Annotated in this window: 31 protein-coding genes; 7 read left to right on the forward strand and 24 right to left on the reverse strand. The window is 66.0% G+C overall.

The window, feature by feature from the left end:
• Nucleotides 1-303: 303 nt before the first annotated feature.
• From ACYVLQ_RS07580 to ACYVLQ_RS07590, 3 genes are all read right to left on the reverse strand, one after another.
• Nucleotides 304-2,244: an AfsR/SARP family transcriptional regulator gene (locus ACYVLQ_RS07580; protein WP_460696670.1), complete on the reverse strand. Its 1,941-nt coding sequence runs from the start codon at nucleotides 2,242-2,244 to the stop codon at nucleotides 304-306.
• Between the two features lie 80 nt (nucleotides 2,245-2,324).
• Nucleotides 2,325-3,044 carry a hypothetical protein gene (locus ACYVLQ_RS07585; RefSeq protein WP_460696671.1) on the reverse strand — a complete coding sequence of 240 codons (720 nt, stop codon included), beginning with the start codon at nucleotides 3,042-3,044 and terminating at the stop codon, nucleotides 2,325-2,327.
• Nucleotides 3,045-3,064: 20 nt separating this feature from the next.
• Complete coding sequence (locus ACYVLQ_RS07590; RefSeq protein WP_460696672.1) at nucleotides 3,065-4,294, reverse strand: hypothetical protein; 1,230 nt, start codon at nucleotides 4,292-4,294, stop codon at nucleotides 3,065-3,067.
• 190 nt (nucleotides 4,295-4,484) lie between these two features.
• Between ACYVLQ_RS07590 and ACYVLQ_RS07595 the strand changes: the two genes are divergently transcribed.
• Both ACYVLQ_RS07595 and ACYVLQ_RS07600 read left to right on the forward strand, forming a co-directional pair.
• Nucleotides 4,485-5,114 carry a hypothetical protein gene (locus ACYVLQ_RS07595; RefSeq protein WP_460696673.1) on the forward strand — a complete coding sequence of 210 codons (630 nt, stop codon included), beginning with the start codon at nucleotides 4,485-4,487 and terminating at the stop codon, nucleotides 5,112-5,114.
• A 148-nt stretch (nucleotides 5,115-5,262) separates the two neighbouring features.
• The gene (locus ACYVLQ_RS07600; protein WP_460696674.1) at nucleotides 5,263-5,991 is read left to right on the forward strand and encodes a class I SAM-dependent methyltransferase; all 729 of its coding nucleotides are present in this window, start codon (nucleotides 5,263-5,265) and stop codon (nucleotides 5,989-5,991) included.
• Between the two features lie 254 nt (nucleotides 5,992-6,245).
• Here the strand turns inward: ACYVLQ_RS07600 and ACYVLQ_RS07605 are convergent, their stop codons facing one another.
• The 19 genes from ACYVLQ_RS07605 to ACYVLQ_RS07695 form a co-directional block, all read right to left on the reverse strand.
• Nucleotides 6,246-6,686 carry a hypothetical protein gene (locus ACYVLQ_RS07605; RefSeq protein ID WP_460696675.1) on the reverse strand — a complete coding sequence of 147 codons (441 nt, stop codon included), beginning with the start codon at nucleotides 6,684-6,686 and terminating at the stop codon, nucleotides 6,246-6,248.
• A gap of 370 nt (nucleotides 6,687-7,056) precedes the next feature.
• A complete protein-coding gene (locus tag ACYVLQ_RS07610) occupies nucleotides 7,057-8,481 on the reverse strand; it encodes a cytochrome P450 (RefSeq protein ID WP_460696676.1) in 1,425 nt (474 codons plus the stop codon).
• 13 nt (nucleotides 8,482-8,494) lie between these two features.
• Nucleotides 8,495-9,799, reverse strand: a complete 1,305-nt coding sequence (locus ACYVLQ_RS07615) for an MAB_1171c family putative transporter (protein ID WP_460696677.1) — start codon at nucleotides 9,797-9,799, stop codon at nucleotides 8,495-8,497.
• A complete protein-coding gene (locus ACYVLQ_RS07620; protein ID WP_460696678.1) occupies nucleotides 9,690-10,196 on the reverse strand; it encodes a hypothetical protein in 507 nt (168 codons plus the stop codon). The genes ACYVLQ_RS07615 and ACYVLQ_RS07620 overlap by 110 nt, the downstream gene beginning before the upstream one ends.
• 94 nt (nucleotides 10,197-10,290) lie before the next feature.
• A complete protein-coding gene (locus tag ACYVLQ_RS07625; RefSeq protein WP_460696679.1) occupies nucleotides 10,291-10,701 on the reverse strand; it encodes a hypothetical protein in 411 nt (136 codons plus the stop codon).
• A 21-nt stretch (nucleotides 10,702-10,722) separates the two neighbouring features.
• A complete protein-coding gene (locus tag ACYVLQ_RS07630; protein WP_460696680.1) occupies nucleotides 10,723-11,187 on the reverse strand; it encodes a hypothetical protein in 465 nt (154 codons plus the stop codon).
• Nucleotides 11,184-11,504: a hypothetical protein gene (locus tag ACYVLQ_RS07635; RefSeq protein WP_460696681.1), complete on the reverse strand. Its 321-nt coding sequence runs from the start codon at nucleotides 11,502-11,504 to the stop codon at nucleotides 11,184-11,186. The genes ACYVLQ_RS07630 and ACYVLQ_RS07635 overlap by 4 nt, the downstream gene beginning before the upstream one ends.
• 627 nt (nucleotides 11,505-12,131) lie before the next feature.
• On the reverse strand, nucleotides 12,132-12,539 hold the full coding sequence (locus ACYVLQ_RS07640) for a hypothetical protein (protein ID WP_460696682.1): 408 nt from the start codon (nucleotides 12,537-12,539) through the stop codon (nucleotides 12,132-12,134).
• Nucleotides 12,536-12,955 carry a hypothetical protein gene (locus ACYVLQ_RS07645; RefSeq protein WP_460696683.1) on the reverse strand — a complete coding sequence of 140 codons (420 nt, stop codon included), beginning with the start codon at nucleotides 12,953-12,955 and terminating at the stop codon, nucleotides 12,536-12,538. Before ACYVLQ_RS07645 ends, ACYVLQ_RS07640 begins: the two co-directional genes overlap by 4 nt.
• A 239-nt stretch (nucleotides 12,956-13,194) precedes the next feature.
• On the reverse strand, nucleotides 13,195-13,701 hold the full coding sequence (locus tag ACYVLQ_RS07650) for a hypothetical protein (RefSeq protein WP_460696684.1): 507 nt from the start codon (nucleotides 13,699-13,701) through the stop codon (nucleotides 13,195-13,197).
• A gap of 55 nt (nucleotides 13,702-13,756) precedes the next feature.
• Entirely contained in the window at nucleotides 13,757-14,071 is a 315-nt protein-coding gene (locus ACYVLQ_RS07655; RefSeq protein ID WP_460696685.1) for a WhiB family transcriptional regulator, read from the reverse strand.
• Nucleotides 14,068-14,316, reverse strand: a complete 249-nt coding sequence (locus tag ACYVLQ_RS07660; RefSeq protein WP_460696686.1) for a hypothetical protein — start codon at nucleotides 14,314-14,316, stop codon at nucleotides 14,068-14,070. Before ACYVLQ_RS07660 ends, ACYVLQ_RS07655 begins: the two co-directional genes overlap by 4 nt.
• Before the next feature lie 6 nt (nucleotides 14,317-14,322).
• Nucleotides 14,323-14,556, reverse strand: a complete 234-nt coding sequence (locus ACYVLQ_RS07665; RefSeq protein WP_460696687.1) for a cold-shock protein — start codon at nucleotides 14,554-14,556, stop codon at nucleotides 14,323-14,325.
• Nucleotides 14,557-14,647: 91 nt separating this feature from the next.
• Nucleotides 14,648-15,118: a hypothetical protein gene (locus tag ACYVLQ_RS07670; RefSeq protein WP_460696688.1), complete on the reverse strand. Its 471-nt coding sequence runs from the start codon at nucleotides 15,116-15,118 to the stop codon at nucleotides 14,648-14,650.
• On the reverse strand, nucleotides 15,115-15,591 hold the full coding sequence (locus ACYVLQ_RS07675) for a hypothetical protein (RefSeq protein ID WP_460696689.1): 477 nt from the start codon (nucleotides 15,589-15,591) through the stop codon (nucleotides 15,115-15,117). Before ACYVLQ_RS07675 ends, ACYVLQ_RS07670 begins: the two co-directional genes overlap by 4 nt.
• Nucleotides 15,592-15,716: 125 nt before the next feature.
• Nucleotides 15,717-15,890 carry a hypothetical protein gene (locus tag ACYVLQ_RS07680; protein ID WP_460696690.1) on the reverse strand — a complete coding sequence of 58 codons (174 nt, stop codon included), beginning with the start codon at nucleotides 15,888-15,890 and terminating at the stop codon, nucleotides 15,717-15,719.
• 6 nt (nucleotides 15,891-15,896) lie between these two features.
• Nucleotides 15,897-16,247: a hypothetical protein gene (locus ACYVLQ_RS07685; protein ID WP_460696691.1), complete on the reverse strand. Its 351-nt coding sequence runs from the start codon at nucleotides 16,245-16,247 to the stop codon at nucleotides 15,897-15,899.
• Entirely contained in the window at nucleotides 16,238-16,588 is a 351-nt protein-coding gene (locus ACYVLQ_RS07690) for a hypothetical protein (protein WP_460696692.1), read from the reverse strand. The genes ACYVLQ_RS07685 and ACYVLQ_RS07690 overlap by 10 nt, the downstream gene beginning before the upstream one ends.
• Before the next feature lie 41 nt (nucleotides 16,589-16,629).
• Nucleotides 16,630-17,520: a hypothetical protein gene (locus tag ACYVLQ_RS07695; RefSeq protein ID WP_460696693.1), complete on the reverse strand. Its 891-nt coding sequence runs from the start codon at nucleotides 17,518-17,520 to the stop codon at nucleotides 16,630-16,632.
• A gap of 511 nt (nucleotides 17,521-18,031) precedes the next feature.
• On the opposite strand from ACYVLQ_RS07695, the gene ACYVLQ_RS07700 reads away from it, so the two are divergent.
• The 5 genes from ACYVLQ_RS07700 to ACYVLQ_RS07720 all read left to right on the forward strand — a co-directional run bounded on the left by ACYVLQ_RS07700 (nucleotide 18,032) and on the right by ACYVLQ_RS07720 (nucleotide 21,656).
• Nucleotides 18,032-18,907, forward strand: coding sequence for a Scr1 family TA system antitoxin-like transcriptional regulator (locus ACYVLQ_RS07700; RefSeq protein ID WP_460696694.1), 876 nt, complete (start codon nucleotides 18,032-18,034; stop codon nucleotides 18,905-18,907).
• 10 nt (nucleotides 18,908-18,917) lie between these two features.
• Nucleotides 18,918-19,343 carry a DUF397 domain-containing protein gene (locus ACYVLQ_RS07705; protein ID WP_460696695.1) on the forward strand — a complete coding sequence of 142 codons (426 nt, stop codon included), beginning with the start codon at nucleotides 18,918-18,920 and terminating at the stop codon, nucleotides 19,341-19,343.
• A 149-nt stretch (nucleotides 19,344-19,492) separates the two neighbouring features.
• On the forward strand, nucleotides 19,493-20,194 hold the full coding sequence (locus tag ACYVLQ_RS07710) for a HalD/BesD family halogenase (protein ID WP_460696696.1): 702 nt from the start codon (nucleotides 19,493-19,495) through the stop codon (nucleotides 20,192-20,194).
• A gap of 23 nt (nucleotides 20,195-20,217) precedes the next feature.
• The gene (locus tag ACYVLQ_RS07715; RefSeq protein ID WP_460696697.1) at nucleotides 20,218-21,000 is read left to right on the forward strand and encodes an alpha/beta hydrolase; all 783 of its coding nucleotides are present in this window, start codon (nucleotides 20,218-20,220) and stop codon (nucleotides 20,998-21,000) included.
• Nucleotides 20,997-21,656 carry an acyltransferase gene (locus ACYVLQ_RS07720; RefSeq protein WP_460696698.1) on the forward strand — a complete coding sequence of 220 codons (660 nt, stop codon included), beginning with the start codon at nucleotides 20,997-20,999 and terminating at the stop codon, nucleotides 21,654-21,656. Before ACYVLQ_RS07715 ends, ACYVLQ_RS07720 begins: the two co-directional genes overlap by 4 nt.
• On the opposite strand, the gene ACYVLQ_RS07725 is transcribed toward ACYVLQ_RS07720, so the two are convergent.
• Together ACYVLQ_RS07725 and ACYVLQ_RS07730 are read right to left on the reverse strand one after the other, a co-directional pair.
• Nucleotides 21,571-22,395, reverse strand: coding sequence for a glycosyltransferase family 25 protein (locus ACYVLQ_RS07725; protein ID WP_460696699.1), 825 nt, complete (start codon nucleotides 22,393-22,395; stop codon nucleotides 21,571-21,573). The genes ACYVLQ_RS07720 and ACYVLQ_RS07725 overlap by 86 nt on opposite strands.
• Entirely contained in the window at nucleotides 22,392-23,573 is a 1,182-nt protein-coding gene (locus ACYVLQ_RS07730) for a hypothetical protein (RefSeq protein ID WP_460696700.1), read from the reverse strand. Before ACYVLQ_RS07730 ends, ACYVLQ_RS07725 begins: the two co-directional genes overlap by 4 nt.
• Nucleotides 23,574-23,892 lie beyond the last annotated feature (319 nt).

The raw sequence follows: 23,892 nt of genomic DNA on the forward strand, positions 1-23,892 counted from the left end.
ACATAAAATGACCATCGCGGAAAATGACTTAACCGTCACTTTCTGTGGCGATATTCATTCGGATCAAGTATTCCAGGGTAATTCTATCGCGCAATACGCTGCAGGCTAGCCGGTCATGACGTTTTCCGGGACGGCACTACAGCGGAGGCCGGGGCCTTGCTGCTTCGGCGGGACACGGGTTGCGTAACATGAGACTCATCTCTTTCTCCCGATGGAGGGGCGCCGGCTTTGCAGAGATGTAGAACACCGAGTCCAGATCTCTCCCGGCCTGGTTTCTGGGGCTTTCTGCTGGTGTTGTGTTATTCATTGCTGCTGTCTCCGGGTGCGCGGGTACGGCTCTCTGGTGTTCTGTTCGGGTTCTGCTCCTATTTCTGCGAGGCGGCGGGTCAGGAGTGTCAAGGTGCGTTCGGCGGCGGCGGGTTCTCCGAGGCGGGTGTGGAGGCGGAGAATTGCCTGCCAGAGTTGTTCATCGTGGGGGTTGTGGCGTGCCACGTTTTCGAGCAGTTCGAGGGCGCGTCGGGGATCATTGTCGGCGTAGTGGTGACCAAGGGCGATGTGCGCGTTGACGGTGTCGCGGCGGGCAGCTTCGCGGATTTCCTCGATCCACGTCGCGTGAAGGTCGGCGGCCAGCACCCTGCCGCGTGTGGTGTCGGCGATGTCGCGGCGGGCAGCGAGACGGTCGGCGTCGGTGGTGGCGGCCCAGCGGGCCGAAACCGCGGCGGTGAAGCTCCAGTAGTCGACGGTGACCCGCGCCGGGTCGAGGCGGTACCGGAGCCGGTCGGTGGCGAGGATGTCGGTCAGGCCGCCGTCGGTCGCCGCGGCCAGGTCGGCGCGCAGCCGCCCGCGCACGGTGCGGATCGTGTTGGCGGGGTCGCGGAGGTTCTGGTCGCTCCACAGTGTCTCCACCAGTGTCTGGCGGGTCATACCGTCCGGGTGCGCGGCTAGCGCCATCAGCAGATCGCGGCTGCGTTCCCTCAGCAGGCCGGTGATATCCACACCCTCGTGTCCGGGTTCGTCCGGGCCGGGTTCATCCCCCCGCTGAGGAGGCCGCCAGGTGACGCGCAGCGGCCCGAACATCTCGATGACGAGCATCCCCGCCCTGGCACCGGGGTCGCCCGTGACCGTGCCGTGCAGCGGCCTTGGCGGGCGCGCCGACTCGGCGACCGGATCCGGCCCAACGTGACCACTGGCTGGCGCGGCATGTGCCTCTCGCAAGGAGGTTTCCGGTGCCGTGTCGGTGTCATCGGCCGCGTAAGGCAACTGAAGCGGTGGGGGGTCGACGGGTGCCGGTGGCGGGCAGCACTCCGATCCGGGCGGATCGGACTGAGCCAGCGCTTCGCGGTCGGCGGCCACCGGAACCGTCCCGGTCGTGTCCGCGACGGCGTCGGTGGTGTCCCGGTGGGTGGTGGGGACGCTGAGCCGGTATACCGCCGGATCCTGCGCGCGGGTACACCCGGCGGTCCGGCCTCGCCACCACGGTCGACGACGCCCCGACGGCCGCGGCAGGGGTGGCACACACTCGGCGAGTACCTCCGCCAGTTGCACGTACATGTCCTCGGCGATATCCCGGGCTGCCGACCGCACGGGGTTGCGATCGAAGCGGGGCCGGGGACGGCTGTGCAGGACAGCGGTCGCGGCGCGCCGATCCACGGGGAGCTGCCCGAGAATCGGCACCCCGAGATGATCGGCGAACCCGGGGTGACCGCCGATGAGGATCACCGCGTGGGTATCGGCGTGCTCGGTGATCTCGCTGATTCGGCGGCTGGCCAGCTCCGGGTCGGCGAGGTCGGCGCGCACGACGACCACGAGGACATCGGGGCCCGCAGTCAGCGGCGAGGCAGGCGAGTCGGGGTTGGTTTTGCCACAGTCGGCGAACACCACCAGATCCGACAACCCGGCCTCGCTGGTGTCGGTGACCGTCATCGGCGCCGACAACGTCGCACACACATCCTGCGGGCTCGACGGCGCGGCCAGGTACAGCACCCCCGACGGCAATACCTGCACGTGATCGAGCACGCGGACGGTGGCCGGCGAATCCGGCGTCCCATGGGCCGCGGACGCGGCGAGGCTGGCCAAACCGAGGCCAGGATCGGCGCCCGTGACCTCCGCGAGGCGGCCGCCGGCGGGATTGGCCTCGACCACCACGGCGGGCTCGGGGCCCGGCCACGCGGCAGCAAGAGCAACTGCGGTTGTGGTCACCCCGGTCTGGGAACCGAGGCCGGTGAGTGCGATCAGCACGATCACCACCCCCTTCTCGTGAACGGAACTTCGTTGATGATTGATGGATGAGATAGCTGTAGATGGCGCACCGGCTGGTGCGTGGCCTACTCGGGCGTGATAGCGGTGATCACCGCGCGCCCGTCCACATGTGTGGTCGAGATCCGTTGCCGCCATGTGACTTCCGGTTCGCCAGGGCGGAACTCGGTGACCTCGACCGCGGACAGGCCCGCAGCGAGGGCCCGGGTCCGCGCACAGTAGGTGGTGCCGGCGGGGATGGAGTCGATGCCCACCTGGATCTCGGAGGCGGCCGGTATCGCCGAACCCGCCGCGACGACCTCGCGAGCCAGGTGTGCGTCACGGGCGTGGTAATAGGCGGCCTCGAACACAGCGACGGCGTCCTCACCAGCGCCCGGCATCGGCGGGCGGGCCCCGGCCAGCACCGCAGCAGCCTCGACCGCACCGGGCCCGCAGCCCACCGCATTCCCGGTCACACGAATGGAAGCGTCGGGCCGCCCGGTCGGCGCCGATGTCGTCGCCGTCACCGGTGCGGCATTGATCGACGAGGGCTCCTGGCCGGGCCGGATGAGCATCACGAGGGAGACGACGGCTGCCACGGCCACCGCAGCAGCCGACAGAAGTCGCACCGTCCGGAAGTCGCGGCGCGCCCGCCGGTCATGCTCACGCAACGATCCGTGCCGTCGCGGATCCAGCCGACGGTGCACCGGACTGATCCTCGTCGTGGACAGCCACGCCGCCAATTCCCCTGTGCGGCTGCGCCGTTGGCCCTGCACACCGTTGGCTTTCACGGGTGTCTCGATGTCCATCACCAGTCACCTCCCGCCATTCACCCGACCGGCAGACCGGACTGCAGCAGCACCGATTCCACGGCCTGTGCGATCTGCGGCACGATCTCTCCAGCCATCGCCGCCACCGGCTCGGGCACCTCGACCGGCAGGTCCAGCGGGACGGGGTCGGGCAGCACGGCCGCGACGTGCTCCCATTCCGACGGCATCGGCGCGGGCTCGTCCTCGCCGGTGACTCCCAGAACGGTGTCGGAGGCCGCGCTGGACAATCCGGCCTGATCAAGAACCGACGCGGCCTCGTCGGTCAGGAAGTCGTTCCAGTGGCGTTCCTGCGCGGCCACCTCGACCGGCAGCCACTCCGGTCGCGGCACCTCGACTCCGCCCAGGCGCACCACGTCGTGCTCGGGAACCGGGCTCAGCGGATCGTCGACGAACCCCTCGTCGACGGCGGTGATGTCGCTGTCAGCGGATGATTCCGGGCCGGGCCGCCCGGACGACGGCGAAGCCACGAAGATCTCCACGGCAACCTGACCCGCGGCCGACTGTGCAGTGGTTGATTGCTCGACAGCCGGAGGAGAGATGGCCAGCGATTCGGGCTCGGTCTCCAGTGTGCTGGCCCGAGACTCGTCGAGGTTCGGATCAGGGACCGGTCGGCTGATCGGAGCGGAATCTACCGGGCCGATCGGCAGCACAGGCGCAGTCACACCCGCTTGACCCGGCTGCGGCGGCGGGCTCACGCCCGGCTGACCGGCCGGACCCGCGTACGCGACCGGAAGTGCGAACATCAGCGCGGCCAGCGGCGCGATCGCGGCACCCAGCATCCGCCACCCGACACCAAGTCCGGGTAGCCAGCCGTGACGGCGAGGCACGCCGGGTCTTGGCGAGGCCGGGACCGTACCGGCGATCGCGGTGCCTCGCAACGACGTCCACATCGCGCCCTCGTGCAGCGCGTGCACGTGTACCGGACGAACCCGCAGGCCCCGCGTGTCGAGGTAGTCGGCGATCACGTTCACCCGCTCGACCACCGGCCATGCCACCCGCAACGGTGCGACAGCGGCCACCACCGCCCCATCCGCGTGGGGCGGCACCGACACCGGCATCTCGCAGTCCAGCCGGGTCACCGACTCGCACCCCAGCACCCGCCTGCCCCGCATCCAGACCACCCAGATACTCACCGTCGTGTGCCGGCCGTCGGCCGCCTCCACGGCCGCGGCCAGCGCGGTCCTGACTACACGATCGGAATCGGAACGGTTCTCGACATACACACTCATGGCACATCCCTCGCTTCCTGTTCGGTCACGACCGGGCGGCCACTGCTCCCACCTGGCGTGAGATACGTCACTCCAAGCTAGGCGGATTTTGCGATGTTTTCAAGATGAAAAGTCTGAGAATCTGGTGGTACTGTATTTGTTGCGAACATTTCAGGGACTTCAGTACAGTTTTCATGTAGCATTCAGTGACATGGGAGCCCACGACGAGTACTTCGCCCGGGTAGTGCGTGAGCGGCGCAAACAGCGGGGGCTGACAATGCCGGAGGTCCACGACCTCGGCGGCCCCGCGGTTCAGGCCCAGAGTTACGCCGAGCGTGGCGAGTTGCCGGAGAATGTGCGGCCCAGCACCTTCCGCAAGTTCGACACCGGTCTCGGCTGGGTTCCCGGGTCGGCCCGAGCCGCCTACTACGAAGGCCGCGAACCGCGCGTGGTCGACAGCGATGGCCGACAGCCCTTCGAGCTCGGCGCGACGAGCACGTCGCTAGATCTCGAGCAGCTGCTCCCGCTGTTGGAGGCGCAGCGCATGCTGCATACCGCTGCGGTCGCCGAGCTACCCGACGCGATCGCCCGCCTCGACGAGGCTGTCAGCGGCATCATCGGCCCGTTCGTCACCGACATCCTCGAACGCAACCGCGGCACCCAGGTGCACCCCCTGGTCGAGATCGCCTTCGGCGAGGCGCTGGCCGTCCCGGTCTCCCCGGACGACCCCCAGGCTGCCGAGCGACTGTACCGGCGCTGGCTGATCGACCGTGCCGACGACCTCGACGACACGCTCCGGCAGGAATTCGAACAGCGATACCAATCACGAGCGAGCCGATAGCTCCGGTGAGCCGGTGTGACAGCACCCGCCGCGGACGATCGAGCACCGGTGATCGACAGGCGGTGCAGTGCCGGATGGAGATCTTGTGGGATGCTGAGAACTACGGTCCGGCTCGACACCAACGACCAGGCACAGCGGGGTGTTTCAATTGAGCGCTTCCCACGACAACGCCGAAATATCGGCTCGGCAGACTGCCGTACGCGAGGCGGCCGCGCCGTACTCGGTGGCGTTCCTGACCGTCTACGACGTCTGGGTCATCCGGCTCAGCAACCGATATGGATGGCGCTGCGACGCGCACACCATGCTCGAGCCCTACCATCAGCACGTCGGACAGCGGCACCTCGAGGTCGGTCCCGGCTCGGGCTGGTACCTGTCCCACACACGGTTCCCGGACGGGCCAGCGCAGATCACCCTGATGGACCTGAACCCGACGCCCCTGGCGTTCACCGCGCGGCGGCTGCGCAAGGCGGGACATTCCGTGGACGAGGTTGTCGGAAGCGTTCTCGATCCGGTGCCGGCCGCAGCGGGAATCGGATACGACTCGATCGGCCTCAACTTCGTAATGCACTGCATCCCAGGAAATTTCACCGAGAAAGGCGCCGCGTTCCGACACCTGGCAAAGGTACTCGCCGATAACGGCGTGCTGTTCGGGTCCACCATCCTCGGCCGCGACCGCACACCGCGGACCCTGTTCGGGCGATTCCTCACCACCGCATACAGCAGGGCGGGCGCGTTCAATAACAGCGACGACGACCGCGATGATCTCGAGGCAGCGCTGGACGCCGCGTTCGACGAGCACACCGTCACCGACGTCGGTGACGTAACGCTATTCTCCGCGCGCCGACCACGGCGGAAAACGTTGACTGAAACCGATTAGTCCGGCTCACCCGCGCAACTTCCCCTACTGAGAGCTCTGGGCAACAAAGGTCTGTACACCGAGCGTATCCCGCTCGCAGGTTGCTCCCAGCGTCTCTGCCGTGGACGACGAGACTGGCTCAACAACCGATTCGAGATTCGTGTGAGTACGCATTGGCCAAATAAATGCCGGTGGCTCTTTCGAGCGGGAAGCCGACGGCTACACGGGCGAATGCGTCACACCAACCTCGAACGTTACAACTGGCACACGGCCGATCAAGAGAGCTTCTCTTCGACCTCGATGTAGAACTCCAGCAGCTTGATTAGCTCGTGGGCCTGAGCGGGATCGAGAAAAAGATCGATGGTCGTGGATGGTTCTCGGCTTCCAGCCTGGTGAGCGTTGATGGACACCTTGCGGCCACGAGGCAGTACCCCACTGTCTCGGGTGCTGGCGCTTCCGCTGCTGATCTTCGTCGGCGCAGATTGGAAAACGTACATGTTGAGGTCCTTGATCTGCTGCTCACCGACGAGCACTTCCCATCCAGACACGCCTTCGGGACTGTGGCAGACCCAGGAGGCCCCCGCACCGACCGCGGCCCCGTGCGACTGACACAAAGCCACCTCCATCGGGAAGCTGGCCCACCCGCCGACCTTGTCGGGATCGAGGTTCCGAACAGTTGCGGCACCGTTCGAACAGTCTTTTACCTGGCAGGACATGCACAGATTCTCGTTACCGAATGTATGCTCAACGAGAGCCAATTGGGACTAATAGCGAGTACTCCATGCTCTTGACTGCCCGTTCCTATCGTGCTCAAAAGGTAGCTGGCTCTTCCTTCCTGAGGTGGGGGTGGGTGAGTCCGCCGCCGATGAGGAGCATGCGTAGTCAGTAGTCGCGGTTGCGGAAGCTGGCGGGCGATGCGGCGGTGGAGTTCGACAAGTGACCAGGTGTCGGCAACTTCTGAAGACTGACCCCTTAGCGAATTCGCATGGGGGTCAGCCTTCGCGAGTTGTTGACACCAGGGAATTCGGCGGCCGGGAGATCGAAGATGCGTAGATGTGGATGCGTCATCCGATCCCGCCATGATCGTCATACTGCCGTGCTGCGGACAAGGCGGAGCGGGAACCCTGCTGGTTTGATGGTGATTTGCTCGGCAACGTCGAGTTCGTAGCCGGGGTCGGTGTGGAGGTCGTACTGGTGGAGGATGTGGGCGAGGGTGAGCAGGATTTCGTGGTAGGCGAATTGTCGGCCGAGGCAGGCTCGGTGTCCGGTGCCGAAGGGTTTGTACACCTGCTGCCGGCCGAGTTCGCGGTGCCGTTCCGGCAACCACCGGTCCGGGTCGAACCGGTCGGCGTCCGGCCCCCATGTCGAGGGGTCGCGGTGCGCGTGCAGGGTGAGGACGAGTACCCAATCACCTTGCCGGAAGCGGTATTTCCCGTCGCCGATGGTGACGTCGTGGCGAGCTTCCCGGAAATAGCCGGGTGCGATCGGCCACAGCCGCAGTGTTTCGTCCACCACTCGCCGCAGGTACCGCAGCCTCGCCACGTCCTCGTAGGCGATCGCTGGCCGGCCGGGCCCTGGGAAGCGCTCACGGACCTCGGTGCGAGCCTGTGCGGCGATGTCGGGGTGGCGGGCGAGTTCGTAGAGGGCGAACGCGAGTGCGCCGGCGCTGGTTTCGTGTCCGGCGACGAGGAAGGTGAGGATCTGGTTGCGAATATTGTTGGCGTCCAGTCGTTCTCCGGTGTCGGGGTCCGCGGTGGTGAGCATGCGGTCGAGCAGGTCGGTGTGTTCGCCGACGGTGCCGCTGGCCTGCCGGGCTGCGATGACGTCGTCGACGGTGCGGTGCATGAACGCGATGTCTCGGCGATGCTGGTGGGCTGCGCGCCGCCCCAGAGTCTTCTGCAGTAGCGGTGGGAGGTTGGCGTTGCGGTTGATGTAGGTCAGCCCGCGCAGCATGGCCTCGACGAACGGGTGCGGTTGGTCGGAGGGGCGGGAGAACGAGTCGAACGAGAACGCGAATCCGGTGCGGGCGATGATCTCCAGGGTGAGCCGGTTCATTTCTTCGGCCACGTCGATCCACCGCTCGTCGCCCCAGGTATCCAGGAGTTCGCCGATGGTGCCGGTCATGGTGTGGTGGTAGGAGCGCATGGACGCCTGGGTGAAGGCGGGAGCGAGGATGTTGTGGGCTTTGGCCCAGTTCGGCTCGTGGTTGTAGGCGGTGAACAGCCCGTCGCGGGCGACGGGGCGGATCTTTTTGAACAGCACTCCGACGTGTTTGGTCCAGGCGCGTTCGTCGTTGATCTCGGCGATGAGGTCGGCGCCGGAGACGACGATCATCGGCCAGGTGACGATGCGCCGCTCGAAGATCGGCCCCAGCTGCTGTGCGTCCCGCAGTGAGGTCTGGGTCGGTTTGGCCAGGTTCATGGTGAGCAGATCCCCGAGCACCGGCAGCCGCCACCGCGGATGAGGCAGCCGCGAACCCGGGCCGGAGATCAGAGTGGGGCTCATCGCCATGGGTGGTCTCCTGCTAGTCGCGGTCAATGTCATGCGGACGGTGGGTGCCATCGGCTGCGGCGAGGCGGCGGGCGTGTGGCCACACCTTGGCGAGGTCGAGTAGTTGCCGGAGGTCGGAGGTGAGGTCACGCGCGCCGAGACGGATGGGCTGCAGCGTCGGGTTTGCCGGGGTGGCGGGGATGTGGCCCGCGTTCTTGGCGTCGATGGCCTTGGCGACGGTCACAGCGTAGGGCAGCGTGCCTGCCGATTCGGCCGGGTCGATGTCCGGGTCGCCGCCGTAGCGGCGGAGGTGCAGGAGGCTGTCGCGGATTTCGATGATCATCCGGTGCAGCCGGGTGGCGGGCTCGACCCGCCCGCGATCGTCGAGAGGTCCGAGGACGATTTCGGGGACGCTGGCGGTGAGGTCACGCCACACCGGCTGTAGGCGCCGGCAGTAGCGGCCGGTGCGGTCCCAGCCGGTTCGGGTGAGGATCGTGCTGACCAGCGGCACCGCCACCACGGCCCCGGCGCTCACGGTGGCCAGGAAGAAGATCCAGCCTTTGCGGCTCATGTCCGGATCTTGCGCGGGTCGATCGTGCATGACCTCGAACGCGGTCAGGATCGGCGTGGCCACGGAATCCAGTCCGATCGCGAGCGCGATGCCGAGCACCCCGAGCGACAGGACGCGTTCACGCCAGGTCGCCTCACCGCGTAGTTCGCGGATGCTGACGCGGCCGACCACCATCGCGGCCGCTCCGATCGGCGCGTAGAACGCCATCCACGCGATCACTGCGGGCCATCCCATGTGCTGGTCGATCAGCTGCCCTGCGTGCCGGGCAGGGGTACCGGCGGCCAGGATGACGACGGTCGCGACGACGGCGACGAGATCGTAGCCGCGTTGGCGGCGCCAGGTAGTACCCGGATCCGCGCCGTCCCATAGCTTCGCGATGCCGTAGATGGCGGAGACGCTCAGCAGGATCGAGCCGAACGACAACTGCCTGCACAGCTGCACCACATCCGTGTCGCTGGCGAACCACACGATCTTCGTCACGAGGTGCTCAAGCCATGCCTCCCGCAGCAGGAAACCGGAAAGACCGGCCAGCAGTGCCCGGTTGATAAGCCGGTCGATGATCTTGTCGTGAAGTAGCCACCATCGTCCCGCAGTAATGACGACGACAGCGGCCAGTGCCGGCCAGGCGATCCAGCCGGGAATCGGCGAGGTCATCGGTTCATCGGTGCCGGCCGAGGAAGAATGTCGACCGAAACCGTGACGGTGAGCGCCGCGGCAAGGTGGCCTCGACCATGACCAAACCCGCAAAGGTCTCGGCGTCGCGTTCACGGGCAGTCCCGTAGTCCTGGCGGCGCAGCACGTGGCGGATCGAGGCCGGATCCAGGTCGGGCATCAGCGCCTGCAGCGGCAGATCATCGGCCGGGCCGACCGGTGTGCTCGATCCGTGGCCCAGCAGCATGTGTCCGATTTCGTGGGCGAGGATGTGGTCGGCGTGCCATTCGGTGGCCGCACCGATCATGATGATGTCGTCGTGCTCGCGGGCGATCCACAAGCCGCTTCCGGTGCCGCACCCGGTGCCCGACAACGCATTCGGATCGATCGGGCACACCGTGATCGGCCGCTGCCGATACTCCGCGACCTGCGCGACGTACTCGTGGGGATCCCACGGCCAAGGGACCGGCACGAGCTGAGCGGTGTCCTGGACCTGTGCTGCCTGACTAGTCACGAGCTCCCCTCCCATCCGGGCTACGTCGAGCGGGTGGTTGTCGTCCATTTTGTGGCACGCATTGTTTCCGTACGGAACAGTCTATTCTTGCTGGTCAAGTGGTACCGGATTCTTGGTCCGGTAGCTTCGACAGCTCCCTCGCAAGGGCATCGACATCCACCTCGTCACCCCGCAGAACCAGATGCTGCACACCCGCATCGCGTGCGGCCGACAGCAGCCGCAGCTGCCGGTCGATCGCCATCGCCTCGTCTTCCGGGCCAGTCAGATACTCCGCCCGCACATGGAAGTGCCGCGCCAACGCCCCCAGCAGCTCCGTGTCGGTGCTGAGAACTGCGTGCGGATCACCGCGTAACGCCGTGATCGTCTCCGATGGCACGGTTCTGCCCAGCGCCGCACCGATAGTGGCAGCGACATCCTCCACGCGCGGCTCCGGCTCGCCCCGAGCATGAAACGTGCTGAACAACCGGTTCACCCGCACTGGCAGGTCAATCACCTCGTCGGTCATGACTCTCCTTACTCCGCCGAATCACCAACTCCCACAAACCCCATCGACAACACCCGGGCACAGCGCAGTCCGCACCAGCTGGCAGAAGTCAACCGGACGGACCGGTCGCCAGCTGATCAGCCGCGCGAGCTCGACGGTGTGCCAGTCGACAGCCCGGTTCGCGCGGCAGCATGCGACCGCCGGATTGTCGGGCTGGATGTCCAGCTCCATTGCGATGTGCGCGAGCGGGCTGAGGACGTCGCCGTCGACGAATGCGCTCGCGGCATGCACGACCGCCACCCCCGCGTCGATCCCCGCGCTGGCACGGGCCTTGCCTGCCAGCCAGATCGCCTTCTCGGCAGCGCTCAGGTGCGCTGTCGACGGCTCGCCCGGCTGATAGAGCCGGTCCTCGTCGTGGAAACGGCGACACACCACGGGCCGCCCGCGGCGATCGCAGACCGCGTACGAGCCCTCGAAGTCGTCGCCAGCCGCGGACAACTCGATCACCGCCCCGAGACCATGGCCGCCGACTGAATCTCGCCCGACCAGCGGTCGAACTCCGTCGCGTACATGGCGTCGACATCGATATCGAGCTGACGAACCAGCTCAGACTTGACCTTCCCCCACATAGAACCCACAAGACCGTGGTCGACCGCCCACCCATTCACTTCCCCGAGCGTGTGCATCCTTCGCAAGACCGCGGCGTCACACGCCACCATCTCCGCAGCGCGTTCCCACTGCTGTCTGGCGATACTCGCTACCATCACGCCCTCCCGTCCGTTCGAGTGATGGACGGCGTGACTTCGGTCGCTCAAGATCATCATCAGGCGGAGGAGGGCGCTCCGACCGGCGGCTCCGACTCCACTTCCGAATATACGCAGATCAAGACCCCAATGCCCAGAGTGTGGCACGGCATCGATCCGGATCCATGTCGGTATTCGCACGGCATCGATGCCGCGCGCCACACCGCCGAGACCGCACCCAGGCCGACGGGACGGAGTCCGCCCCGGAGCTGCCACCGGTGACAACAACCGGAAACCCCGCTCCAGCCAGCCGGGTCACCCAGTCTGGGAACTCATCAACCGGGGTTCGTTCGTTTGATCGCTACGGCGGCGAGGATGAGGCGGGCTGCCGCTGGCTCCGGAACGGGCCCGGGGCGATCCGGGCGCCATTCCGGCCGGCGTGTCTATGGACCACAGTCCTGTTCTTGCGGCAAGCCCGCGCACTACGGAGATGCCGGTGAGATGTGCGGCTGGCAGCGGTGTTCGATCGCGATGGCCAGAGCATTTGCTGGTCGGCCACCGGCGTCGGCAGTACGCCAGCGGCACGGAGTCGGCGCTGAGATGCGCGCCGAGACCGCCGAAGATCTGAAAGAACAGGACCCGGGGGCGGTGTGGTCATTGATGTGGAAGACGGCTCGGGCGCCGTCGTTTCCGCTGTCCGCGTGTGGTTCATCGGGCACCGAACCTCGGCGCGTACGGTGGGACCCAGCCCGGGTCGGTGTCGACCCACACCACCGGCGCGGCGATCGACCCGTCACCGATGCGTTCCCACAGCCGCTCCCAGCGCGTGCCGTACAAGCGCTGCATGGTGACCGAGTCCGCGAACAGCATGGTCGGCGGCCGAGCGAAGGGCCGATAGCCGGTATCGTGCCAATGGTCGATGCAGGGCAGTGACCAGCCGTGGCGACGGCCCACCACGACGTCGGCGGCGGGCACCCAGAGACGCCGAGACGACCCGGTAAGCACTTTGTAGACGTGACGGCGGTCGACCCCCGCCCGTGCCGCGAGTTCACGTAGACCGAGGTACCGATACACACCGGAATCGAGCGGATGAGGTTGCGGGCGGGCATATTTCATCGTTTCCCGGTCGCTCCCTCGAGGATGTATCCGAAGTGGCGGGCGATGTGTTCGCAGATCGCGTCGACCGCGGCCTGCGCCCCGTTGCGGCGCGTGTCGGTCACGTCGCTGTCGATAGCGTCGAGAGCATTGAAGGCGTCGCGGACAGGCAGATTCAGGTCACCGGGAGCGCCGTCGCGGGCATACAGGGCGCTCCAGCGCCACGGCTCGCGCAGCGGGATTCCGTTGCGGCCCTTCTTATATCCGACCACCGCCATATATGGGCCGGATCTGAACCCGATCGCGCGAAGATCGTCCTCCGCACAGAGCGGCGGCGGATCAGTGCCGAGCACGTGAAACCGGGCCACGACTTCCGGGCGGAAGAATAACCGCAGCGCCTCTGTGAACTCGCCGTGGTTGTCAGCAGTATCTGCCATAGCCATTAGCCCTCCTCCTATTACGTCGGTTTGTTCGAGGTGCCCGCATGCGAGATGCCGTCGTTCACGGGGGCGAGCACTTCCCGGCGGATGTCGTTTCCGGTAGATCCCCCTTCGGGGGCTCGCCCGGCCGACCCGCCTGCGTATTGTCGTATCCCGCCAGTGGCCGGATCGGGCGTGGATTCCGTGACGCCTTCACCCGGGTTAGGGCGTCCGCAGCAAGATCGCATCAGCAGCCGTCATGTTCGGGTGCCGTGTGCCACCGGGTCGGGGGACGGTTTGCTGATACCGCCGCCGTCGTCCCACCGCGGGCAGTAGCGGCACCACGGCCGTACACGATGGTGAAACCAGTAGCCGTAGACCGTCGCGAACAGATAGGCGGTCATGGCGAGATTCGACGGCAGGCGTGGGATTCCCAGCCATCCGGAACCGAGTGACACCACGATCAGGGTGGCGACGCATACCGAATTTCCGCGCCAGGTTTGCGTTCGATGAACGAACCAGAGTACAGGGTGGAGTCGTTCGGCCCGGATCGGCGCATCCTCGGGAACCTCATTCATGCAACGCACGCAGATGCGCGTCAATCCGGTGTGCAGCAGGAAGATCAGATAGACGGCGCCGAGCAGGAATGTGGCGGCAAGATCGGCGGCAGCTGCCCATCTGGACTCGGGAAACACATACGAAAGCAGCCGTACTCCGAGCGCCGGGATCAGCAGTGCCGGCAACATGTGCGCCAGCCACAGCAAGGCTCGACCGCGCGGAGTATCGTCGCTGTTGAAAGCCTCTATGGCCGAAGTCAATTCAGCTCTCCCTGACGACGCGCCACAGGTCTGCGATTCTCCGACTGGGCAGTGGGTTTGCTCCCTCGCCGAGGTCGACACCACCCCAGATCCCCGACCGCGCACCCATTTGGAGTGCTTCCTGCGCACAGTGTCGCCGGACTGGGCACTCCGTCCGGCAGATCTTCACTGCACGTTGGACCTCGCGGCGGCGCAGTTCGCCCCGCTGATCCGGGAACCATGTGTTGGGTGCGTACTTGCGGCATGCCGCGCGCAGCCTCCACTCGCTCAACCCCTTTTCCCCTTTCGTCTTCTCGGGCTTGCTATTTCGGGTCACTCTCCGTGCTTCGCTGCTTCCTGATCGGCAGCAGATTCGGCGGCCTCGCCAACCTGTCTGGGCGGCCCGTATGGCTCGGTGAGCAGCTGTAGGGCGGCCAGATGGACCGGGCAGTCGCCGGGCGGATCGTCGCCATGGATTCGGAGCAAATGTTCCGCTCGCTGCGGGGTCAGCCCGATCACTCGGGCGTGGCACAGCCACTCGGCGAGGACCCCGTCGGCGTGGACGAACAGGTTGGACTCCACCGGACATCACCCCTGTCTGCGTGGCTGGCTGTCATCGCGGTGGGCGGGGCGGACGTTGACCGCTTTCGGGCCTCGGCGGCCGATTTCCACCTCGTAGGAGACCCGCATGCCGGTCTGTATCCAGGTGACGTCCTTGTTCTCGATTCCCGAGAAGTGCACGAACAAATTCGGCCCGTGGAGCACGGCGATGAATCCGTAGCCGCGCTTCTTGTCGAACCACTTCACAATTCCTTCAGCCATTCCTATTCCCTGTGATTTCTGCGTTGTCTGGCATGCGTTGGGTGCGGTGCTGATCTCGTTGATTCAGCACCGAGCAGCGCGTATCGGGGGGCTATCGGGCGCTGCGGCCGGATTCCCACCACGCGCGGCAGCGGGAGGCGAGCGCGGTGTGCAGGTCGTGCCACCGGGTGCCGGTGCGGTGATGTAGGGCGAGAACGACCTGGTCGTGGACGTCGATCCGGACGTCGGTGAACTCGAACCGGATCGTTGCTCGCGGTGCCGTGTACGGGAACGGATCGTTGAACCAGTAGGCGGTCAAACTCTCGACGAACACCTGCCCGAGATAACACGCGAACCGTACGACAGCGTCATCCCCGGGTACTGCGGATGTGCCCGGCGGGAAACGTTGCAGCAGTGCGTGTTCGGCAGTGCGCAGTCCCGCGGTGGAGTACTTGTCCGCCACCATTGCCGGGACGTCGTGAGTGAAGAATTCGCGGAGCCGCTCGTCCTTGTCGGTCGACCATTCCAGCCAGGCCGGGTCGAGCTGGCAGTCCATCGGCGACCGCGTGTGCATGTCGGTCACGGCCACCTCGCCCAGTTGCCCGCGGTGACGATGGCGTCGACCACGGTGTCGAACGGCGGCCGGGCGCCGCCCGCGATGGGTGGCTGGAGCCAGCACCGTTTCTCGTTGCCCGGTGTCGGCAGCTCGATATTCCTGCCGGGAAGTACGGCGGCGGCACCAAATCGGCACAGATTCACCCCTACCTCGACGCTGTACGGAGTGTGCGCTGGGGGATCGGTCAGGAATACCCACATCGCATGGTCGACCGAATAGACCGGCACGCATTGCTCCCGCAACAGTGTTCTGGCCCGTGCGCCAACAGATTTCGGAACGATGACCGCCCACAACCGGCCGGTACCCATGTGGATGGCACCCGTGGCAGGATCACGGAAAGCGTTGAGTTCGAACAGATCCCGGTACACGTTGCAGCGTTGCTCGATCATCAGGTCGACGTCAGTGCTCGTGGCTGAGATGGCCGCGATAGTGGTGGGCATGATCTCTCCTTTGTTGAATTGATCGTGATTCCTCGCCTTGTCGGCGTGGCCGGTCCCCGACGCTCCGAATGGGGCATCAACGGCTGCTCCTCGTTCGAGTGGTCGGCGGTCGTCGCGTTCCGGAGCTACTGCCAGAGGCTCTGACAGGGCAGCTGCGGCATCCAGGTCCGCACGTGGTCGTCGATGGTGATCTGGGCCAGATAGGCGGCGGCAGCAGCGAAGGCTTCCGCCACACGCCGGTCGGCCCGGTAATGCAATGGCGCGCCGTCGTCGAGTTGCACGGTCAGATGGCATTCCATGACAGGTCACTCCCGTCGCCTCCGCTGCGGCTGTGCCGCATCCGGATCGGTCGGTGAGGCCGTACAATGAGGCCAGCACCGCAGGGGGTGCATCGTCCACACGTCCACCTCGCTGCGCAGGGCGTCGACCCAACCAGCGACGTGGATCAGTGACGGCACCGCCACCGCGGTAATCCGCGATGGCCGCAAGGTCGCGATGAGGAGCGGGAACGATGTGTCGGAGTAGGCGCATTCGATCCCACGCAGGTCGAAGCCATGGTCCGGCGCCCACCGGCGGATCTCCCGGACGCAGTCCTCGGCGGCCACGCCGGCCAGGTCGGCGCGCACTATCCCGTACATCAACCGCGTCAGTCCCACAACGCATCACCGCCCACACCGACGTGGTCGCCCGCGCGGAGCACCTGCCCCTGCCTTGCTGCGGTGGCAGGGCCCGATCGGCCGGTGATGTTGTGCGCCGAGTGCCGTGGCCAGCGCATGAATGGCTCCAGCGTCACAATCTCGACGTGGTACCGGATCTCGACCAACCAGCCGGTCACATGCAGCACCGACGGCACCACCAACGTCTCGATCCGGTCCTCGCCGAGCGTCGCCACTAGCGGTCCGAAGCAGGCGTCATCGGGTGCGGTCAACACGCCGCGCAGGGTCCAGTGCCGGGCGGCAGCCAGCTCGCGGATCCGTGCGACGTGTTCGTCGGTCACGTTGCTTGAGATGTCCTGTCGCACAATCGCAAAGGCACGGTTCACCATGCACCCCCGGCGGCGATCTGTTGATGAGCTCGAATCGCATGGGTCATTTCCGTCCATGCCGCCACCAGCGGCAACGCACACCAGGTCAGCGTTCCGCCCTCTCGCGGCCGCATTCGCCCGTACCGCCCAAGAGGCACCAGAGCAGCCGGTAACAGGTCTTGTTCGTGTTCACGGCGCTCGACGACCTCGACCACGAGCTCGTCCGACCGCGTGATCAGCAGTCGTATCCACAGCTCGCCAAATGCCTCGCTCGCCAACTGGTCGAGCGCCGCTGCGGTGCGGGTATAGATCGGATACTCACGACTCGTCCGGTACCGCACGGCCTCCAACGCCTCATCGAGCAGCGCGCCAACCACGACGTCCACCGGGGCGACCATGTCGCGCAGCCCCGCCCGCGTCAGGCTCTCGTGTACGTGCAGCCGGGCGATCGACTGTCCGGGGTGCGACACCGGGCACCGGAAACCGTCCAGCTCCGTCATACCGGCGTCATGCGATGGGTCGGCCCCTCGCTCGCGCCGGCGGAGCACGACCGGCCCCTCTCGGTGATCCAGCGACCATACCCGTACCGCCGGATCCATCGCCCACAACCGTTGCACCAGAACCCTTCTCGGCCCGGGTACCGCGTCCAAGTGCATCCGCGACGGAACCACCAGATCGCGGCACTCGCCTCGTTCGATCTCGTTGGCGAGCACCCACAACGAACCCGTCGCCGTCCCCGCATCGCGGTATGCCCGCCCCAAGCAGAAGCCCTCCGCGAACGCGAACACGTCCAGCTGGCGCTCCGCCTCGACCACGTCGAGCAGCAGCTCCTCGCGGATGTACCCCAGCATCAGCCGCCGAGGATTCATCGCGGCCCCCTGGATGTGCGCCTCGGAAACCGCCATTGCCACAACGTGTTTCGCTCCGGAACCACAGGAGGAATCTCGCACTCGACCGCAAGGTACTGGCCGAACTCCCGAAGCGTCAGCCCTAGCGCCTCTGCTCCCTCGCGAATAACGTTCCACGCCAAGTCATCTGGTGGAGGTTCATGCTGTAGCGCTTCAGCCGCTCGGATCGCTGATATCGCTTTTGCGGTGGAGATTGTGCGGCCTGGCAGCCACAACGGCGACCAGCGGCCGTGGCCGACGTACTGCGCCGATAGGCGGTCAGACGCATCCATCCCCGAGACGAGCTGCATGGCTATCACCCGCTTGTCGCTGGTCGCAGGGCCGGATTAGTCCTGCGGCGAACGTCCGTCACCTCGCCCACCGGCGTGACGGCCGACACATCGGACTATATGTTGGTAAATAACACCACGCAAGTGCTGTAGGAAATGACTACGGTACTTACCGGAGATATGCTGGTGAAGATCGCGCGTGTACGGTACATCCACCAGGCTGGGAAGGAAGGGCTCCGATGCCACCAATCTCGTCAGTAGCCGCCAAGTGGGAGATCGTTGCCATCTGTCGTGACCGGCGCGAAGAACTCGGCATGACCGGGCCGGACCTGGCACGCGCCGCTGGCGTCGTGGGCACCTTCTGGTCGAGGTTCGAAAACGAGAAGAAGCTGGTCAAGCCGGAGCGATTTCTGCAGGTACTCGAAGCGCTCCAGTTCCCCGATGACAAGCGGGAGCATCTGCTGAAGTTGCGGGAATACGCGATGGGCAGCGGATGGTGGGCCGCCTATAGCAAGGTCTTCTCCGCGCAGCACATCAACGAGTTCGGTCTCGAATACGGTGCCGAAGAGGTACGAACCTACGAAAGCCTGCTCATCCCGGGATTGCTTCAGACAGAGACGTACGTGCGGGCGCTTATAGAGGCCGATCAGATCGGGATCCCGGCCAGGGAGGTCAACCGCCGGATCTCAGCGCGGATGAAGCGCCAAGAGCGACTGTTCGACGATGACCCGCTTCGCCTCGTCGCAGTGGTCAGTCAAGCCGCTATCGAGCAACAGTTCGGCGGGCCGGGAGTGCTCCGCGACCAGCTTCAATACCTGGCCAGGACCATCAGGGAGAACCGGGCGACGATCGACTTCAGGATCGTTCCGTTCACGAGTGAGAAGGGGCCGATTCTGGGTGGTTGCACCTTCCATGTCCTGGAGTTCACCAGCGCGCAGCTCGGACCACTCGCCTGGTTCGAGTCACCGCTAGAAGCGAAGATGATCGAAGACCCCGACAAGGTCTTGGACCTCAGTCGATCGTTCGAGCATGTGCAGGGACAGGCTCTCACACCTGACGAGTCCCTCGCGTTGATCGAAGAATCCGCAGGTAGACTTGAGGTTTCCGTTGAGTAGGATGATCTATATGGGCACTGCAAGTAACTATGGGCGGCACTGGTTCAAGTCGTCGTTCTCGCGCGACACGTCCAGCTGTGTCGTCGTGAGTCTTGGCTGGGTTAAGTCGTCGTTCTCGCGCGACTCGTCCAACTGTGTCGTGGTCCGCCAGGACGCGGACACCGTGCTCATACGCGACGACAAGTACCAGGGTGATCCGGCCGACGAGCCGATCATCGCCGTCCCTGCTGCGGCCTGGCCCGAGTTCCTTGCGGTTGTCGCAGCCGAAGAGAGCCTCGAAGGCCCGCTCGACGGAATGCCGGCCATCATCCGTGAGGCCGACGGCACAACTACGCTTCGCGACTCCCGCAATCAGGCGCTGTCATTCACGATCGGCGAGTGGGTCGCCTTTACCAAGGGTGTGCAGGCCGGAGAATTTTCGCCCGCTGCCGCCTAGACGTCGCCCCTTTGCGCAGCAGCCGAGGCGTCAGTGGGGGCGTTGTCGCCCGGCCGCTGGTCGGAACTCCGCAGCGGAACGTCTACGTAGGCTTTAGGTCTCGAACACGTGGAACGAATGCGTAACCGTCGGCGACGGTTGGGAGGCATGTGTACAGGAATGACGGGTTTGCCTGTGCGCGGCGAGCGCTCGACGAGTGTGGATGTGTAAGTGTCACATCGTTTATCTCGCCAGAGGTTGTGAATACTGTTGCAGTCGAGGCGGTTCGGTTGGCTGACACCATCGCCGTTCGTCGCGACCTCACGCTGGCGGAGACCGATTCGACGCCGCGGCGGATGTGGAACGCCACGCGCGCACGAATCGCTGAGTACGGCACAGTGATTCCGTCCGCTTACCGGTCCTCGGCGGTGATTGATGCGGTCTCGCGCATAGCTGGTGAGCAGGTGTTCGCCTGTCCCTACGAGCCGGAGCAGTTCGTGATCACCCGGTTGGAGCGACCCGAGGATACGCACGGATGGCATTGGGACGACTACAGTTTCGCACTCGTATGGGTCGCGGAGTGTCCTCCAGTCGTGGACGGTGGGTTCGTCGAGTGTGTTCCGCACACGGTGTGGGACAAGCATCGCCCTGACGTGGATGGGATTCTGCGGGACCGTGCGGTTCATCGGCTCGAGGTGGGTGCGGGCGAGGTGTATCTGATGCGGACGAAGACCACCCTGCACCGTGTGCATCCGATCCGGCGGGGCCGGCGGACGATCGTGAATATGGCGTTCGCGGCGGCGGGTGAATTGTGCGCGGAGGTGTCGCACGAGACGATGGATGCTCTGTGGTCGACTGCCGGGACCGAGTGAACGGAGCTGGCTGGGTGGAACGTGTGGAGTTGACGTCGGTGGATGGCCTCGAGCTGGAGGCCGTGGTGCATCCGGCGGAGGCGTCGCCGGTGCGCGGGTCGGTGTTGCTGGCGCATGGGATCACCGTGGACCTGGATGAGGGCGGCGGGATGTTCGTGCGGCTGGCCGAGCGGTTGGCGGCGGCGGGGTTCGATGTGGTGCGGTTCTCGTTCCGTGGGCACGGTGCCAGCGGGGGGACGCAACGCGGTGTGACGATCGCGGGAGAGTGCTTGGATCTGCAGGCCGCGGTCGAGTTGGTGCACCGCCGGTGTGCCGGTCCGTTATCGGTCGTCGCTGCCAGCTTCGGTGCGGTGCCTACCCTGTTGTCGTTGCGGTGGCTCGAGGAAGGGCTACATCGGCTGGTGCTGTGGAACCCGGTGCTCGACCTGCGGCACACATTCCTGGAACCAGAGTTGCCTTGGGGTGTAGAGAATTTCGGTCCGATTCCGCAGAAGCAGTTGCAGGACAAGGGTTTTCTCGTTGTGGATGGCGAGTTCGAGTTGGGGCGTGTGCTGTTCGGCGAGTTCGAGCACTACCGGCCGGCGGACTACTTTCCGTCCAGCCAGGTTCCGGCGTTGATTGTGCACGGTGACCAGGACGGCGCGGTCTCGTATCCCATTGCCGCTGAGGCGGCGTGGAAGCGACCGGGCACCCGGCTGCACACCGTCGTGGGTTCCGACCATGGGTTCGATTCCCGCGAGCGCGAAGACGAGGCGATCGCGGTGACAGCCGGGTGGCTGGTTGAGCAGTCACCGACGGTGTCATGAACCTGGCCGATCTGTACGGGGAGGTGCAGTTCGGTGCCGGTGCCGTTATCGGTGAGCAGTGCGTGCTCGGGTATCCGAAGGAGGCCAGGATCCGCGACGCGCAACGCGGCACCCGGTCACCGGGCGAACGAGTGGTGGTGGGCGAGGGCTGCTTGTTGTTCAACCAGATCATCGTCCACGAGGGCACCGTGCTGGGCGCGGAGTGCGTGGTGGAGGACCGCGCGCGGATCGGCTACGGATGCGTGATCGGCGCCCGCTCCCGCGTAGCGCACGGCGCGTATGTCTGCGACCGCGTGCACGTCGGCGAGGATGCCTGTGTGGCCGGGTTCGTCTGCGACGCAACGGTCATCGGCGACAGGTCCACGGTGATGGGCGATTTGGTGCACGAGTACACACGTCCGGATCTGGGGTGGTGGGGTGTCGATGAGGCACCACCGGTGGTCGAGGCGGATTCAGTGGTCGGGTTCGGAGCGCGGGTAGTCGGTGGTGTGCGGATCGGGCCGCGCAGCTACGTGGCGGCGGGAGCGGTCGTGACCAAAGATGTTCCGCCTGAGCACATCGTGACCGGAATCAATGTCCACACGCCGATTGATCGCTGGCCCGGTCAGCGGCTCGCCGCGCTGATCGGCCAGTGGACCTCACGCGTCCGACGGTAGCCAGAGGTCCGTCTGCGACGAAGTCGGAGTCCTCGGTATCGCTGCCGGCGTCGGTCTTCGGCCGCTGCGTCACCAGAGGCGGTTCGAACGCCAGGGCGGTGAGCCGGGGCGGGAACCGTGCGCGAACGTCCGTGCGCGGGTGCGGAAGGTAGGTGGCGGGGAGGAATTCGTCGATGGGAACGATGGCGTCGGTGAGCCCGGCGGCCAGCAGCATCGTCAGGGCGGGACGGGTGAGCAGATAGGCGAAGCTGCAGTGGCTGTAGCCGGGGCGAACGAACCCCGGCACCGGGGCGGGCAGGTCGGGCTCGATCCGATAGCGGCCGAGATACAGCAGATCGAACCACGCGCCATGCTCGGCGAGTCGGCCGAGCCCGGCAGCGAGGTCGCCAGCGACGCCGGGGTCGAGGACGGCGTCGTCTTCGAGGATGAGGATGTAGGGGGCGGTGGTGTGTTCGGCGGCATGTGCCCAGCATGCGAGATGCGCTAACGTGCAGCCGATTTCGCCGTATTTGAGGGGGCGGTTCCACCAGGGGTTGCCGGAGTCGATGCGCCAGTCGAACAGTTTGATCCCGGCGGCGTGCAGACCCTCGAGGGTGAGTTGGTGTCCGTCGATGACGGTGTCGAGGTCGGAGGTGTAGGTGGGATTCAGGCCGGCCGGGAGGCGGGCGTGGATCCAGGCGCGGCGGTCGGTGCGGCGGGGCAGGTTGATGATGTAGGTGGCGATGGCCGGGTCGGTCACCGGTGTTGTCCTGCCGGGCGGTGGCGGTCGGTGAAGCGTTTGGTGTTGTCGACGACGACCGACCAGTTCTCGCCGATGCCTCGGGAGAGTAGCAGCAGCGGCTCGACGGTGGTGAGGTCGGCGATGTCGGTGATGCCGCCGATGCGGCGGGCTTCGGTGACGAGCACGAAGTCGTCGTCGCCGAGACGGCCGGTGAGGTATTCGGCGTTGCGGGGCCCGCATTCGTTGTCGAGGAGGCAGCGGGCGGCGCCGAGGACGCCGAGGGTGAGGCAGCCGCCGAGCAGAAAGACCGTGGTGCCGCGCAGGGTCAGGCGGGTAAACACGGCGAGGTCTTCGATGAGTTCGCCGCGCGGGGTCCAGCGTGGGGGCAGGGTGAGGTTGTCGAGATCGGGGACGACGAGAGGGTCGTCCTGGCCGAGGGGATGGGGTTCGAAGTGGAAGGGCAGCTGAGGGACGAACTCCCGGTATTTGGCGTTCCAGGGTGGGCCGCCGATCACGATCAGAACATCGGCGTGGGTGTCGTAGTGCTCCGACGGTGCGAAATCGCGGACGACGACCGTCGGTGCCTCCTGCGCGAGGCGGGTGCGGACGAAGATGAGGGTGTCCAGGTCGGCGAACTTCGCGTATCGCAGATAGTTCCGGTCCGCCGGTGAGGCGTACTCGGGCCGCTCGTCCCCGGGGATTTCCGAACACACGATGTCCACGCGAGCGTCCGGGCGCAGCCGCCAGAAGCTGCGCAACACGGTCGCCGCCAGGTCGAGCGCTTCGGTCGACGGTGGCTGATGGCCGTGCTGCGGAGGCGTCGGCGATGCGGTGTCAGCGGCCGGAACAGGTGTGGTGAGCAGCAGGTAGGCGAGTGTGTCGAGGGCGCGTGCGGAGTGCCGGCGCACGGTTTTGGAGGCGCATTTCTGATGGGCGGCCAGGGACTCCTGCCGGTCGGTGAGGGTAGTGAAATGGTGGTCGGCGTGGAGGTTGAAATCCACTCGGGCGTAGAGGCGTTCGTCGTCGGACAGCTGGTCGATTGCGCTGCGGATCGTGGCGGCCACGGCGGCGATCTGTTCCGGGGAGCCGGGCGTGCAGCTGCGGTCGCGGCACAAGTAGGCCCGGACCTGGTCGTCCAGCGCGTTCAACAACGCGGTCGGCCGCGCCAGCGCGTGGCCCTGGCGCAGCTTGGTCAAGCACCCCTTTACGTGATCAATGGGCGGCGGCGAGCTGAGCACCATCTGTCCACAATATGTCCAGTCTCTCCTCTGGCGACATCGAGATATGCCCGGCGCCGCTGCTCGATGTCCAACATGTGGCCATCGCCGGGTGGTCGCTGTCCACGAATACGACAGGTAGACGGGATAGCCCGCGCAGGCCACGCGGGGAAGACTCGGGATGTCCACCGCCTGAAATATGTTCGGAGGGAGGGAAATCCATGGATGACGAGACTGCGGTCGCCGCGGTGACGGAGTACGAATCGCCGGAGGTCGAGACCAAGCTGCTCATCAGCCG

This window comes from Nocardia thraciensis (genome assembly GCF_054782435.1).